General features: G+C 61.9%; 12 protein-coding genes. 1 reads left to right on the top strand and 11 read right to left on the bottom strand.

Annotated elements, in window-relative coordinates; translation table 11 throughout:
• Window positions 1-76 precede the first annotated feature (76 nt).
• The 11 genes from ACG0Z6_RS02720 to ACG0Z6_RS02670 form a co-directional block, all read right to left on the bottom strand.
• Window positions 77-637 (bottom strand): hypothetical protein, encoded by a 561-nt coding sequence (locus tag ACG0Z6_RS02720; RefSeq protein ID WP_394458526.1) that lies wholly within the window; start codon window positions 635-637, stop codon window positions 77-79.
• Window positions 634-2496 (bottom strand): LysM peptidoglycan-binding domain-containing protein, encoded by a 1863-nt coding sequence (locus ACG0Z6_RS02715; protein ID WP_394458525.1) that lies wholly within the window; start codon window positions 2494-2496, stop codon window positions 634-636. The genes ACG0Z6_RS02720 and ACG0Z6_RS02715 overlap by 4 nt, the downstream gene beginning before the upstream one ends.
• A 1-nt stretch (window position 2497) precedes the next feature.
• Window positions 2498-2977 carry a hypothetical protein gene (locus ACG0Z6_RS02710; protein ID WP_394458524.1) on the bottom strand — a complete coding sequence of 160 codons (480 nt, stop codon included), beginning with the start codon at window positions 2975-2977 and terminating at the stop codon, window positions 2498-2500.
• Window positions 2974-3453 carry a DUF2345 domain-containing protein gene (locus ACG0Z6_RS02705; RefSeq protein ID WP_394458806.1) on the bottom strand — a complete coding sequence of 160 codons (480 nt, stop codon included), beginning with the start codon at window positions 3451-3453 and terminating at the stop codon, window positions 2974-2976. Before ACG0Z6_RS02705 ends, ACG0Z6_RS02710 begins: the two co-directional genes overlap by 4 nt.
• Before the next feature lie 54 nt (window positions 3454-3507).
• The gene (locus ACG0Z6_RS02700) at window positions 3508-4692 is read right to left on the bottom strand and encodes a T6SS immunity protein Tli4 family protein (RefSeq protein WP_394458523.1); all 1185 of its coding nucleotides are present in this window, start codon (window positions 4690-4692) and stop codon (window positions 3508-3510) included.
• 342 nt (window positions 4693-5034) lie between these two features.
• Window positions 5035-5580 (bottom strand): DUF3304 domain-containing protein, encoded by a 546-nt coding sequence (locus ACG0Z6_RS02695; protein ID WP_394458522.1) that lies wholly within the window; start codon window positions 5578-5580, stop codon window positions 5035-5037.
• A 71-nt stretch (window positions 5581-5651) separates the two neighbouring features.
• On the bottom strand, window positions 5652-7502 hold the full coding sequence (locus tag ACG0Z6_RS02690) for a T6SS phospholipase effector Tle1-like catalytic domain-containing protein (protein WP_394458521.1): 1851 nt from the start codon (window positions 7500-7502) through the stop codon (window positions 5652-5654).
• On the bottom strand, window positions 7499-8044 hold the full coding sequence (locus tag ACG0Z6_RS02685; RefSeq protein WP_394458520.1) for a DUF3304 domain-containing protein: 546 nt from the start codon (window positions 8042-8044) through the stop codon (window positions 7499-7501). Before ACG0Z6_RS02685 ends, ACG0Z6_RS02690 begins: the two co-directional genes overlap by 4 nt.
• The gene (locus ACG0Z6_RS02680) at window positions 8041-8982 is read right to left on the bottom strand and encodes a DUF4123 domain-containing protein (protein ID WP_394458519.1); all 942 of its coding nucleotides are present in this window, start codon (window positions 8980-8982) and stop codon (window positions 8041-8043) included. Before ACG0Z6_RS02680 ends, ACG0Z6_RS02685 begins: the two co-directional genes overlap by 4 nt.
• A gap of 7 nt (window positions 8983-8989) precedes the next feature.
• Complete coding sequence (locus ACG0Z6_RS02675; RefSeq protein ID WP_394458518.1) at window positions 8990-11824, bottom strand: type VI secretion system Vgr family protein; 2835 nt, start codon at window positions 11822-11824, stop codon at window positions 8990-8992.
• Window positions 11821-12513 carry a hypothetical protein gene (locus ACG0Z6_RS02670; RefSeq protein WP_394458517.1) on the bottom strand — a complete coding sequence of 231 codons (693 nt, stop codon included), beginning with the start codon at window positions 12511-12513 and terminating at the stop codon, window positions 11821-11823. The genes ACG0Z6_RS02675 and ACG0Z6_RS02670 overlap by 4 nt, the downstream gene beginning before the upstream one ends.
• A 269-nt stretch (window positions 12514-12782) precedes the next feature.
• Between ACG0Z6_RS02670 and ACG0Z6_RS02665 the strand changes: the two genes are divergently transcribed.
• Window positions 12783-13649 (top strand): M15 family metallopeptidase, encoded by an 867-nt coding sequence (locus ACG0Z6_RS02665; protein WP_394458516.1) that lies wholly within the window; start codon window positions 12783-12785, stop codon window positions 13647-13649.
• Window positions 13650-13652 lie beyond the last annotated feature (3 nt).

Below are 13652 nucleotides of genomic sequence, written 5' to 3'. Positions count from 1 at the left end.
CCTGCAGACTGGGGGCGTTGGGCTTGAGATAAGCCTTTACCCCCTTGTCGGGCAAGATACAGGCCTGCCCTAGCCCTCAGGGGCCTTGCTCAATCGCGAGCTGGAAGAAGATCCGCTCTGGCGCTTTGGAGTCGTTGGAGATCGAGGCGTAGCCGCCCTTCACCTTGGGGGCAAGCTTCCAGCGCACATCGCACTTGTCACTACCCACTTCACCGACCCCAAGCTCGGCCTGAACCGCTTGATAGAGGCTATCGCAGGTGAGGGGGGCTGTGAGTTCCAGGTCAATGATGCCCAGGCCGCCATCCTGCACCGATGCCAGCTTGAGGCCGGTTATGGGGGCGCAGCTCAAGTCGTTACTGCCTTGCGGCCGCTGACAGCCGGGGAACAGCGCTGACATGTTGGCCCAGCTTTGGGTCAGGACGCTTGGGTTTTGGGCCAAGGCGCGCACCAGGCTCAGGGCATCGGCCTTGGGCGCTTCAGCGGCTGCCGCGCTGCTCGCCGCAGCCGCGGCAGTGGGGGCTGCTGCAGAGGCGGCACTCGGTGCTGGCTCGACAGGCACATTGGACTTGACGGGCTTCTGGTCGCAGGCCGTGAGCGCCACGGCCAAAAGAGGAGCCCAGAGAAGGTGGTGTTTCATTCGAAGACTGCTCTATCGATACTGGGGGTCGGGTCTATCAAGTCTTTACGGCGCTGAAAGGGTGGGTTGCCCTTGACCGTCAATGCACCTGCGGCGGTGGTTTCGTACATCTCTAGGTGCAGCATGTCGCTGGGAACTTTGATGCCCACCAACTTGCCAACTTTGCCGAGCTTGTCGCCCCGCTTGACCACAGACCCGCGCGCCACAAAGATGTTGGCTTTGTGCTTGTCAACTTCGCCATAGCGCGCAATGAAGCTGCCGTGGTCGACTTCGATGGCGTAGGTCTCACAGTAAAAGGGATAGACGGCGAGCACTTTACCGTCTGCCATGGCTCGAACAATGGTCCCGGTCGGGGCATACAAATCAATGCCAGCATGCTTGCGCCCCTTGGCTCGACCGGAGCCAAACCGTCGGGCGCCATCGTGGTAGTTGGCTGTTGCCTTCACCGTCAGCGGGTAGAGCAAGCCAGTGATGATTTTCTTCTGACCGGTGCCGCTGCTTTGCACGGCCACCGGTTTCGCTGCCTTGGCCTCATTGGTCAGATGCGGGATCTTCTGGGCCGTGGTGGCGGCAGCGGCTTGTGCCTGACTCTTGCTCCCCGCCACGATCACGTTGTTGTGGGCCACCGTGCCGTCATGCGCTTTGTTGCCCGTGGGCAAGACGACGTGGCTGCGTTTGTGCTCCACCACCGCAGCCGTGTCTTCCAGACCCTCTGCCCCAATGTGTGGCGCCAACACGGAGGCCAGCCAATCCATCTCTGGGCGCCGCCACCAATAGGCGGGGGCAGTGTCTCCACCCGAGCCTGGCAGGCGAAGCACTTGCCCGACCGAGATTTTGTTCACGTCGTGGATGCCGTTGGCTTTGGCAATCTCAGCCACCGTGGTCTTGTTGGCCTTGGCGATGGAACTCAGTGAGTCTCCGGCCTTCACCTTGTAGGAGGTGATCTTGCCAGTTCCTCGACCCGGAAAGTATTGCAACAGCTTTTTGTAGTGGACGTTGAGGATGGTGAACACCACCTCAGACAAGGCCGGCACCTCTAGCTTTGGGGTTCGGCCACTGCCATCGGTGACGCCGGTGACCACCTTCACTGCGCTTTGGTGTTGCACGCTGCTCGGGTGCTGGACCGCCTGCGCCTGCGCCTGCGGCAAGACCACGGCGAAAGGTTGGTTCGCATAAGGTTTGCCATCAGCGGTCTTCAAGCTGAACTGCACCTCCGCCTTCTGCTTGAGCAAGCGCTCCACCTCCGGCAGCTTGGCCAAGATCTTTTCTGTGATGATCTTGCGCACAGCGATAACGTTGGCCTCGTCTTCCTTGCCCTCTGGGTTGAAGTACCAGCCCTCATGGTGGAAGAGGTAGATGTTGGCTTCTACATCCTTCGGAAAGAGCGCTTTGGCGCGGGCCCTGCAGATGAAATAGGACAGCAGCGCGCCGTAAGCACCACGCTGGGCGTCAAAGACCAACATCTCGCTGAGGTCCAATTCGAACCCCAGGTAGTGTTTGGAGTACTGCGGCTTCTTGGCCTCGGCCACGGTGGCTTTGGTGTACTGCGCCAAGCCCGCCGCTGAAGTGGTGCCCGCCGCGGCGTCAGGGTTGAAACCTGACTCCACGCGCACCAGCAATAGCAGATACGCAATCTCCCGGTAGCTCAGCTTGTAGCGCGTGCCGATTTCAACCAAGAGGTCAATGACCAAGGCTTGGTTCTCTGGCGACACATCGCCAAAGATGCGCGAGTTGCCCGCAATCTCGTTGGCTTGTTTTTCAATCTCAGGCGACTTGCTCAGCCAAGAATAGGTCTTGATCTGACTGTCTTTGTAGGCTGCCCCTTTCTTGACCGCCAGTGCCTGGTAAAGCGTGCTCAAGTCAGCCTCCTTCGCCTGGCATGATGGACTTCACAGCGCCCTTCTTGGCCTGCGGCAAAGACTTATAAAGTTTGCGTTGTTTGGCCGGGTCTTTGATCACCTGCAGTTGGCTGTCAAAGAACTCGGCGTCTTCGTCGCCCTCTGCTCGGCCTTGACCAGAGGTGTAATCCAGCAGCAGGATGGGTCCTTGCGAAGTTTCCAGGCAACTCCATAACACCGCGAACAGAGGTGCTTGGCCTTGGCCTGCTGGCCGCGTTGGAATGCGGATGGTCTTGTCGCCCAGGGTCAACCGCTGCCCCGGCTCGCAGGCATTCAACGCCATAGACTTCGTGGCTGCTTTGCAGCGCGAGACCACTTCAAACTGCTGCCCACCGCAGCTAATGGGCGTGCGCCAGTCCTCAAGACTAGGCTTGGCTTGCACGGCCGTGACGCAGGTGCCCAGCACAGCGGCTAGAACTCTGGAGTTAAGGTGCAACTTCATTTGGACTCCGCCCCGCTCCAGTACTTGTCCATTTCCTGGTGGGATGCATTGACGTTTTCTTGAACCCACTCATCGCCACCGAGCAAGGTCAGCTCCACCGGCGCTTCTGCCCTGCTGTAGGCCTCTAGCGTCTGGCCGGCCGAGTCGGTGGTGCCCAGCTTCACTTCGCCGCTGGGCAAGGTCATCAGATAGTGCTGGCCGCCTTGTGGTGCCCCTTGCTCGTCGCGCACGACAAACGACGCGGCGTACATCTTTTCAGCAGGGAGGTCTGGCAACGCGTAGTTCACCCTACCCGCCCCCTTAAAACTTTTCCTCCCCGCCTGCACCGTGAGCTTGCCCGGGCATTGCACGGTGATGTTGCCGCCCTCGATGGTGATGCTCGCTCCCCCGGCTGTGGCCAGCACGATGCGTTTGGCCGCGCCCCAGTTCACTTCACCACTTTGGCTTTGGATGCTCAGCTCGCCCTGGGCTGCGATCAGCGTCAGCCCACTGCCGGTGGCGCCGCTGCCGGGTTCAATGGCGCCGGCCCCTCACCCGCCGTCCACTCGTCTGGTCCGTGTCGAATGCAAGGTTTGCTCAAAGCGCTGCAAACTCTGCTCGAAGGGCGGCGGATCGACCTTGACGTCATCCGGCGCAGTTTGCCGATCAAAGCTGCGCATATTCAGCGAGATGTGCGGCAGCACCCGTGACCCAGGCACACCGCTCACCCCAGCGTAGACGCTGTAGCCCGACACTCCCTCGTCCGTGGAGACCGCCCCCATCAAGCCGCTTCGCGCTCCGATCTGGGTGCTCTTGGGCCCCAGCACCTTGAGCTTGCGCCCGTAGCCGTTGCCCATCACCCCGACAACCGTGGCGCGCGCAGTCGCTTCAATCAGCGGGTCGTCAGGGTCGTAATTGCGCTCCCCCACCACGCCTGTGCTCAAGGTGTAGATCACCCCAGGGCTGTCGGCATAGCGGAACGACACATCGGCATTGAAAGGCCCCTTGCCATCATCCGCAATAAAGCCATGCGGAATGCAGACGCCCGCCTTGTTGGGCACTTGGTAGAGCGAGCGGGGCTCAAAGCGACTGAGCAAATCTTTGAAGGCGACCACGCGCTGCTCGAACGGAGCCTCCCCTTCACCACCGGTGGACATGAACTGAAAGGCATAGCCGCCGCGCAGCAAAAACGCATACAGCGTGGGGCCTGCGATGTACCCCGTACTGTCGGGCAGGCCCCAGTCGGTGGGGTGCCAGTCTTTGTCGAGGTTTTGTTTGCGAATTGCGTACTGGCGCGCTTGTTCAATGCTCTCCCGAATGCCTTCCTTAAAGTTTTCCGTTGCCTTGGCATCCGCCTTGATTTCGGGGAACTCAAGTTGCTCTGCAAGATCTTCTGCTACAAGTTTTTTTACCCGGATGTTTTCATCAAAACTGCGAAGACCCCTTCGCTTATCCATCGCCGCCGACTCCTGCATATCCAAGATGGTTTTCTGATTGGCTACGGCAATCACCACCACGGCCACATTGCCCATCTGAATGCCATCACGCGCACCCCGAAGTAGACGAGAGAAGCCCAAAATCTCTTCGTTGCTTCGGCCCTTGGGTAGGCCCCAGGCCAACTCGGATTGCCTGCTCACCTCAAACACCAATCGCCCCAAGCACTCGCTGCGCGCATCCGCAGCAGGCACATAGGTGGGGTGGTAAGCCTCTGCAATGTCTTGCGGCGTCGGACCCATGGGCTGAAGCTGAGCCTCGCTGGGAGTGCATGCAGCCAAACCCGCCAAGGCCCCCGCGCAGAGCCAATTCGCCAAGGATGGAGGCCTCAAGCGTGTGGCGTAGTAAGGGGTCATGCTGTGGAATCCTTCTGACCCTGATTGGTCTGGGCTAAGGCAGGGCCGGTGGCGGGCAACTCATTGGCCGCGATGGTGGCAAGGTGTGTTTTGCTGAACAAGTTATCTTCACCTCGGGTCCAGCCAGTCGGTCGCGCAGCGCATGCAGCTTTGGCTTGGTCACTTGTTCGGCTCAAACCCCACCCAGCGGTTGGCTGCCTTGAGCCAAGTGAGGTGCTCTCACCTGCGTCATTCGGGGGCCTTCCAGTCGGGGTTGTCCAAGGGCCTCGGTTTACCCAGGCCGCTGGGATGTTCAGGATGGATCACATCGAATCGGCTCGAGTAAATCTTGACTTCATCGTTCAGCAGAAACATCACCTGCAAGTCCCACACCCGCTCGTAGGGCTCGATGGGGACGACTTTTTTGAGGGTTTTGTAACGCCACGGTTTATCTGTGCTTGACACGATGTGCGACTCATTCTTTGAAATGGGACACAGGGGGCCACCCACGCCTCCTGGACCACAATCCGATCGCTCCCACTCCACCGTCACCTCCAAGCCCGGCCGCCATTTGGCGGGCAGCACGACGCAGCACACGTTGCTGGCCCCACCCTGCCCTATCCCCAGCCCACCTCCCCAGCCACCATCCACGTAAAACTCTTGAATCCCTTCGCTGGTGTAGTTGTGCCCCACGATGGACGTAGGAATCGAGTCTTTGTCCGGCTCAGGGGCCTTGTAGCAGCCGGTCAGCAGCACCACGGCAGCGCTCACCAGCCAGGTCCGGGTCTTTATCATGAGCTTCGTCCTTGTGTTGCAGGCCCTAATGGCCTGTAGGCAGGCTGCCTGACAGGCCGCGCGGCAAACCTTTAGCTTCGTTCCAACACCACGCGCCAGCGCACATGCCCTTGGCTCTCGCGCCGGGTTCGAGTCACCGTCATCGCCCGGGTAATGGGTTCGGCCACAGCGCCTGCGCGGCTCACGATGTCTTCGTAGTCCTTGTCCGTGATGGTGGGCAGCTCGCCGGGCCTCGTCTGCTGCAGTGCCAGTACGCGGCGCTCAAACCCATTGAGTGCCTCGCCTTCTCGCTGGCGGGCCTGCACGCCAGCGATCAGTTCTCGTCGCTCCTGCGCGGTCGTCGGGCCCACCAGGTAGAAGGACGCGTGCGAGTCGTGAATGTGCTGGTCAAACAGTTCGGCCACTTCGGCACTCAGCGCTTTGGGGTGCAATTTCTCGGCAATCACGTCCATCTCCGCCTCGCTGAGCTGAGACAGCTGTCCCCGTCTTTGGGCTGCCGCATCGTTCAAAGTCGCCACCACAGGGCGGGTGCGCCGTGCCACGGCAGCATCCCGGTCCGCGAATGCTTGCACCACGTCGCGCTGAAAGTCTTGTTCGCTGGCACGCAAGTCTTCTTGGTCCTGCGCACTGGCTGCGGCATAGCTGCGCAAGGCGCTGAGCTTGCCACCCACCGCCAAGCGCCAGCGCCAATACCAGCGCATGTGCTCGGCCAAGGCCTTGTGCAGCAAGCCTCCCTTAGGGCCCTGCTTCACGTAGGCGTTGAAGCGGCGAATGAGGTCGGGGGAGATTTTGAGATCAGCGTCCGTTTCATCTCTACCCAATTCCTTTAGCGCTTTTGAATCCGCCAACGGCACCCCAGCCTCCCGGGCTTCGCGGTACATGTGCAGCAGTGGCACTTGCGAGAGCAGGTCGGCCCGTGTGAGGCCCTTGCCCTGGTCGCGCGGGGCGTAGCCCCCGCCCACGTCGGAGTGGGCCCCGGGGTACATCACCTCGTGCACCGTGCAGTGGCTGCGCGCGGCGGTAGACAGCGGAAAGGATTGGCGTATTTCATGCGCTGCCACGTAGTGAACGCAGCGCTCCACGCGCGAGGGCAGCTCCAGCGTGCCGTCGGCCCAGCCCATCAGCCCCTCTGGCCCGCGCACGGGAGCCGACTTGGCCACCCCCACTGACGCCACCGTGTCAAACAGGCCCACAAACTGAATGCGCAAGTTCGGAAGCTTGCCCTCGAGAAACATGTCGAAATCCACGTACTCGGTCCATAGCGCCGACATCCAGTGGCAGAACGCGCGGGCCTCTGCCGCCCCACGTGAAAACCCAAACACCGACAGCTGCAAGCTCGTGATCCTGGGCTTGGCATTCTCGATAGCGCTCGCCAGCTGCCTCAACACGCCACTGAATACACCGTTGCGTCGGCCATCGGAGCAAGGCGTGAGCCCATCGCCACCCAAGAAGCCCGCCCCAGTGATCCTTTGGCGGATTTCGTCTTGCCCCAGAAGTGCTGACCCAATCGCTGCCCGGCAAATGGCGTTGATGGCCTGAAACATGGCCCAATGGATGCGTGCCTCGCCGCCACGCCCCATGGCCTTACCCTCGGGGAGCTCGCCATGCTCACCAATTTCAGGAAACGGCGTTCCAACGCCAGGAACATACACCCTATGTTTATAGGGGCGCTCATCATGAAACGCGTCATGCAACACCACCACGTTGGTGTGGCTGCGCTTGTTGGGGTCTGGCACGTCCTCTTGGTCGCGTTTCTTGTTGTTGTTGGTGCCATCAAAAAAGAAACCCACCTGCACTTGAGCGGTGCAGCTGGGTTGGGCACAGGCACCCTGGCTGACGGCACCGGCTTTGCGCAAACGCGCCAGTGCACCGACGCGAGCTTGTGCCCGCTGGGCGGGTTGGGGCGGTTTTACCTGCGTCATTCGGGCGCCTTCCAATCAGGGTTGTCCAAGGGCCTCGGCCAACCCAACCCGCTTGGGTGTGAAGGATGCCAACTTGCGTAGCGACTCGAGTAGACCTTGACCTCGTCGTTCAGTAAAAACATCACCTGCAAGTCCCACACCCGCTCGTAGGGCTCGATGGAGACGACTTTTTTGAGGGTCTTTTTAGGCCAAGGTTTTTCGTCCGTTGCGATATGCGTTTCGTTTCTTGAAATTGGGCACAAAGGCCCACCCACGCGGCCAGGGCCGCAGTCCGTGCGTCGCCACTCCACCGTCACCTCTAAGCCCGGCCGCCATTTGGCAGGCAGCGTGACGCAGCACACGTTGCTGGTCCCTCCTCCTCCGATGCTGACATTTCCGCCCCAGCCCCCATCCACATAGAACTCTTGAATCCCTTCGCTGGTGAAGTTGTAGCCCACGATAGACGTAGGAATCGAGTCTTTGTCCGGCTCAGGGGCCTTGTAGCAGCCGGTCAGCAGCAGCACCACGGCAGCGCTCACCAGCCAGGTCCGGGTCTTTGTCATGGGGTAGCGTCCTCACTCTTATCCAAGGCTTGCCAGACGGGCGCCGGCCAGGCGGCGGCCCATTGGCCAAACGCCAGACCGCTGCTTTTGTAACTGGGCCACAGGGGTTGGACCAGGGCGTGCTGATCAAAGTCATCCCCCACGGCCAAAGCCAGAACCACGTATTCAAACAGCTCGTTGAGCGCGTCCAGCCCATGGTGGCGCGCCCGTTCGATCAAATGGCACAGCCTTTGGTGCACCTCCCCGCCCGGTGCATCAGGGCAGGCCTCAGGCATGCGTTCGTGCAATAGCTGGTACACCATATCTGGCTCGGCTTGGCGCAACATCAGGGTGTACTGCGCGTCGGTCAGCTCGATCGCCGGCGGGCGAAAGGGTCTGTCACCAAGCAAGCCTGAATCGGAAGAAGCTTGCGCGAATGCCTGGGTTTGCAGCGCGTGGCCCTGCCGGTGAGGCCAGCTCCATTGCTGCAGGCCGGAGCCCACCAGTTGGCGTTGTGGCTCGCTCAAGGCTTCCAACAGGTTTGCACTGACGCGGGTGTCGGCAAAGCGGCAATGCAACAGCAAGCCGTCTGCGGTGACAACGCGGGCCAGGCTGCTCAACGCCGTTTGCAACTGCGCCTGGTCTCGGTTAGCACACACCAAGGACCAAGCCGGGATGCCCGCGCAGCGACGAGCCCAACTCTGCAGAGCTTCCTCGCTCCACTCTGCAAGCGGGCTCACCAAGGGACCGTACTTACCCAGCGCAACAAATTGAGCCTCTGTCAGCAGGGGTTCCCAGGTCATGCCATATTGACGCTGCCAAGCGGCAAGCACATCAGCTTCGACCATGCTTGCGTCGACCAAGACGACCCAATGGGCCCTGCCTGCCTCATGGCGACTCCACCATTGACTGAGGCTCGATGCAAAGTCCTCAGACAGTTCCGACCACGCAAAGTTCATTGCTCGCTCACTGCATCATGGCAAAGGGTGATCCAGCCTTCATGGCTGCCATCAAGCAAGGCACGCAGACCGATGCAGGAAAGGTAGGTAAGCCCACACGCTGCTGCTGCCCTGTCTTGAAACTCTTCCTCCCCGCCTGCACCGTGAGCTTGCCCGGGCATTGCAGCGTGATGTTGCCGCCCTCGATCACCACGCTGGCGCCGCCTGCGGTGGCCAGTACGATGCGTTTGGCCGCGCCCCAGTTCACTTCACCACTTTGGCTTTGGATGCTCAGCTCGCCCTGGGCTGCGATCTGCAGGCTGTCGGCTTGGGCTTGCAGTTGCACGTCGCCCTGGGCCGCAATCAGTGTCAGCCCACTGCCGGTGGCACCGCTGCCGGGTTCAATGGCACCGGCCAGCAGGCCCAGTGCCTGCCCGCTGTGCAGGCGAACGGCGCCGCCCGCGCCGGCGTGTAGCGCACCGCCAGCCCCCAGCACCACGGCTTCTTGTGCCGCAATTTGCAGGTCTTGCCCAGCCACCACAGCGGTGCTGGCGCGGCTGGCCAGTTCAATGATGGCGCCACCAAGCTGTGGCACCCGGCTCTGGCCGGTGCTGGTTTGGTGGGCTTGTGCGTCGCTAGAGGCAGCATCAAACGCTTTGGCGTCAACCATGCCTTTGAGCGCTGTGTGGTGTGCGGCCACGGGGGCTTGTGTGCTGTTGAGCGCACTGGCGTTGGCCTTGGGTGCGCCTTGCTGGGCACCGAGCGCCACGCTTTGGTGCTGCACTGCAGCTTGGTTCAGCCCCTGGGCCAGCACTTTGAGCTGGCCCGCCAGGGCTTGGGCAGCTGCGGCGTCGCCCGCACCTTCGCTGGCACGGGCGCCGTAGCTGCTCACCAGCACGCCTGATTCTGCGCGTAGCGCGCCGTAGGCGTCACTTCGCAGCTCCCACCCCTGCCCTCGCAGGCCGCCGCGGTGGTTGTCGGATTGGTGGATGAGGTGCCCCAGATTGAGCTGGCTGGCGTACTGCGTGCTGCCCAGCTGCACGCGCAGCTGCCCCGGCGTGTCGTCCAGCACCAGCTGGTTGTAGCCCGTGCCACCCAGCTCTTGGGTTTTGATGCCGCTCAGCGCCCCTGCATTGGCTTGCCCGCCGCTGCCCAGCACCCCGGGCGCAGCTGCATGCCATGCCGGGCTGTGGCCGCCTTTGACATTGCCTTGCGCTGCGGCGCTGGCGTCGGTGCTGTGGGCAAAGGCCTCACCAACTTCACCCTGGCCGTTGTAGAGCGCCCCCACCACCAGCGGGCGCTCGATGTCGCCGCCGACAAAGTCCACCAACACCTCTTGCCCCACCCGGGGAATGAACTGCGCACCCATGCCGCTACCCGCCCAGCGCTGCAGCACGCGCACCCAGCTGGAGCTGGTGCTGGTGGAGGGCCCAGCCTCAGCCTGCTGGAAGTCAAAGCTGATGCGCACCCGCCCCAGTGCGTCGGTGTGCACCACATCGTCCGCACCACCTTCAGGTGAGCCCACCACAGTGGCACAGAGCAGCCCCGACACCGTGGGTGCCACATGACGTCGCGCACCGCTGCCATCGACCAACTGCGGGCGCCAAGGCTGACCGGCGCGCAAGGCCTCAAACCGATTGGCATAGCCTGTGGCCAGCACCTGCTGGCGCAGTGCCTCGTCCACCCAGGGTGCCTGCAGCACTTCACCGGGCACATCACCCAGCTGCGCACGCACCTGTTCTTGCAAGGTCTTGGGCAAATTGCCCTGGCCCGCATGCACCACATGGGTGAGCAAAAAGCGCTGTGCGTCTTGCTTGCGGCTCAGGCGTGCCAACAGATCCAATTCGCTGCCCTGCAAGTCAAACCACTGACCTGCCGTGAAGCTGCGCACCGTGGAGCGGCCCAACCAGCGTTTATGCCTTGCCTCATGGCTTTGCTGCATGAGCCGTGCGGCGCGTTCTGCCTGCCCTTCGTCGGCAAAGGCGTAGGCACCCGGGTCGTCGTAGTCTTCCAGGTGTGGTGCGTTGGCACCACCAAAGCTCTGTGCTGTGGGCACGCTGGCAGCCACGGCGCGCTTGTTTTTGTAGTCCCAGCTCAACACCGTGGTGCTGGCCACGGGAAGGCGGCGTGCGCCGCCCAGGGCGTAGATTGCGTCCTGCCCCTGCTGGGCGCCAGTGCCGTGAAAGCGCACCCCGCCCACGCTGGCGGCACTGACCGCGTCTTGCACGCAGCTGTGTGGATTGGCGCTGTCGGCGAACAGCACCAGGCGGTGCTGCGCTGGCGCGCTCTCATGTTGCTCAAGCCGCAAGCCAATGCCTTCGCGCGCCAACAGGCGCTGGACGAAGGCCAGATCGCTCTCCCGGTATTGCACGGTGTAGCTGCGCACTCCGGCATTGCTGCTGTCCTGCAAATGTGCCTGCACGCACGGCGCCCAGTGCCAAGCCGCGAGTGGATATTGGGCAAAGACGCTTTCAACAATCTCGACCACGCTACGCTCTTGCCACACTTGGCTGCGCCGGTGGTGACCCAACAATGCCAGCCAGGGCTCGACAGTCAGAACATAGCGAGCCAAGCCGCCGTCAGCCGAGTCGGCGCTGGCCTGTGTGACCACGCCGCTGCGGGGGTGTTCGCTGCCATCGGCCAAGCGTGCCCACAAGCTCACGCATTGGCCCAGCAGCTGCTGCGGCTCGATGTGTACGCTGGCGCTGAGTGCGCTGACCTGCATCAACCAAGGCTCATCCAAGGCCTCGCGCAAGCTAAAAGCCTCCACCAGCAAGCCCGCCTCTGGCAACGCAGACGCTTGCAGGCGGTACATGCGTGTGGTGTCACTGAGCAACCGGCCCAGCATGTCCATCAAGTTCATGGTTGCGTCGATTTTTTGGCTGATTGCTGGCGGGCCGCACGCTCAGCTGCTCTGCGCTCATTGCGGGGGCATGTTTCAACCTTGCCCCAGTGACCGGTACAGACTTTTGCTTTGCAAGCCAGCGCCTCTTTGCGAGGCTTTGCCGGACAAGACTTGATGCGAAGGGCAAGCGCCTCGCGATCTGCCTCCAGATTGGTTTCGTCAAGATGCGTCATGAGCGCCGAAACAAGCGCCACATCGCTATCGGGCTGAACGGGGTTTGAAGTGCGCTTGGGCTTCTTCGTGGCCGATACGGGTCTCTCCGCCTTGGCGACCTCGTCCTTAGCAGGTACTGCTCGCTCTGGCTTGGAGTCGACCTTGACTTCACGGACTTGGGTTGTTGGTGTCGGGCTGGAGGCCAAAGGCATGCTGATGGCAGCAGGCACAGCCTGCACCTGCCCCCCGAGTGAGCCATCGCCAGCCGCAGGCAAAACGGCTTGAGTTACCAGGGCAGCGTTAGCGGCCTGCGCATACTTCGGCGAAGTAATGTTTTCCGATGGTGAGGATGGGGTGATGGACCAATACGCGCCGCCTCCGACAAGAGCACTCAACAAAACGGCGACAACACCCACACGCACTGATTTCGAAGACGTTTGCAGACTCGCGTGACGTGCCCCCCTGCTCACAGCATCGGGGCTCTCCAAGGCCATGAAGATGGAGTCCTGCACCTCCTCTTGTGCCGCCGCCGGCGTCAGCAGAGACGGCCTCGGCCTTGGTGCCCGGGCTATACCCAGGGATGGATCTGCTCGACTTGGCACCGCCGCCTCCTCACTTCACGCCTGTACCCGCGTATGCATAGAGCGCGCATTCTGACCTCCTTACCTCACGGACCACCGTCGCCCTTTCGGGGGATGCGATCTCCGCTTGCATGCGCCAGCGACTCGGACAGAATAGACCCGCCCCTCAGCAGCCCGTCGTCATGGTGCTTCTCGCCTCACTCCTTTACTTACTGCTTGTTTCGTTTGTTGCAGCTTTAGTTGTGGTGCCGCACTGGCGCCAGCGGCTCATCGAACGCGCGGGTGCGCTTTGGAGCTACGGATTGCAGACTCTTGGGCAAGGCGGCAGTCGAATCAAATGCATCCGCATGTCATGGCCCTTTGTTTGGAAAGCACTGGAACTCCTAACCGGGGGCCTGTCCCGCAATTGGCGCTGGCTGAGTGTAGCCACCGGTGTTTTGATCTTGGTTCCATGCCTTGCGATTTGGCTCAGGCACCACAACGCCTATGACGGTTTTGACCACACAGAAAGCCGCGAGATCAACCCTCAGATCGCAGCACTGCTGCAGGGCGAGCGCCTCGTTCCTCCTGCACCACTGCCACCCGATCTGTTCTTGACTCGGGACGTGGAGCGAGACCGCCCGAGCACTTCAAGTGCTAACCGAGATTGGGCGCTGCTCGACGAAGAGTTCCGCAATCGCTTGCTGGCCGTCTACCGCATCATGCGTGAGGAGCACGGCATCGAGATGGTGCTGCTGGAAGGCTACCGCAGCGCGCAGCGTCAAGCGCAGCTTGCGGGTATGGGTCCCACCGTCACTCAAGCGGGCGCTGGTGAAAGCTATCACCAGTACGGGCTGGCGGCAGACAGTGCGTTTTTGTTCGATGGGCGCGTGGTCATCAGTGAACGCGACCCGCGCGCGGCCAAAGCATATGAACTGTTCGGCGAAGTCGCACGAACAGCGGGACTGGTTTGGGGAGGAGGGTGGCGCACCCTCAAAGATTTGGGGCATGTGGAACTGCGAAGGCCTGGCGTCATACGCCAAAAAACAGCCGCGCACAGTTCGCATTGAGCG

The organism is Roseateles rivi (assembly GCF_043555845.1).
Classification (GTDB): Bacteria; Pseudomonadota; Gammaproteobacteria; order Burkholderiales; family Burkholderiaceae_C; genus Roseateles; species Roseateles rivi.
The sequence above is the reverse complement of the archived record's forward strand: the minus strand, read 5'-3'. Positions and strand labels throughout refer to the sequence as shown.

Bases quoted from the DNA above. Each gene is read 5' to 3' on its own strand.
- ACG0Z6_RS02680 (WP_394458519.1), bottom strand. From the start codon at position 8,982: ATGAACTTTGCGTGGTCGGAACTGTCTGAGGACTTTGCATCGAGCCTC.
- ACG0Z6_RS02700 (WP_394458523.1), bottom strand. From the start codon at position 4,692: ATGGGTCCGACGCCGCAAGACATTGCAGAGGCTTACCACCCCACCTAT.
- ACG0Z6_RS02670 (WP_394458517.1), bottom strand. From the start codon at position 12,513: ATGGCCTTGGAGAGCCCCGATGCTGTGAGCAGGGGGGCACGTCACGCG.
- ACG0Z6_RS02665 (WP_394458516.1), top strand. From the start codon at position 12,783: ATGGTGCTTCTCGCCTCACTCCTTTACTTACTGCTTGTTTCGTTTGTT.
- ACG0Z6_RS02710 (WP_394458524.1), bottom strand. From the start codon at position 2,977: ATGAAGTTGCACCTTAACTCCAGAGTTCTAGCCGCTGTGCTGGGCACC.
- ACG0Z6_RS02720 (WP_394458526.1), bottom strand. From the start codon at position 637: ATGAAACACCACCTTCTCTGGGCTCCTCTTTTGGCCGTGGCGCTCACG.
- ACG0Z6_RS02685 (WP_394458520.1), bottom strand. From the start codon at position 8,044: ATGACAAAGACCCGGACCTGGCTGGTGAGCGCTGCCGTGGTGCTGCTG.
- ACG0Z6_RS02695 (WP_394458522.1), bottom strand. From the start codon at position 5,580: ATGATAAAGACCCGGACCTGGCTGGTGAGCGCTGCCGTGGTGCTGCTG.
- ACG0Z6_RS02675 (WP_394458518.1), bottom strand. From the start codon at position 11,824: ATGAACTTGATGGACATGCTGGGCCGGTTGCTCAGTGACACCACACGC.
- ACG0Z6_RS02690 (WP_394458521.1), bottom strand. From the start codon at position 7,502: ATGACGCAGGTAAAACCGCCCCAACCCGCCCAGCGGGCACAAGCTCGC.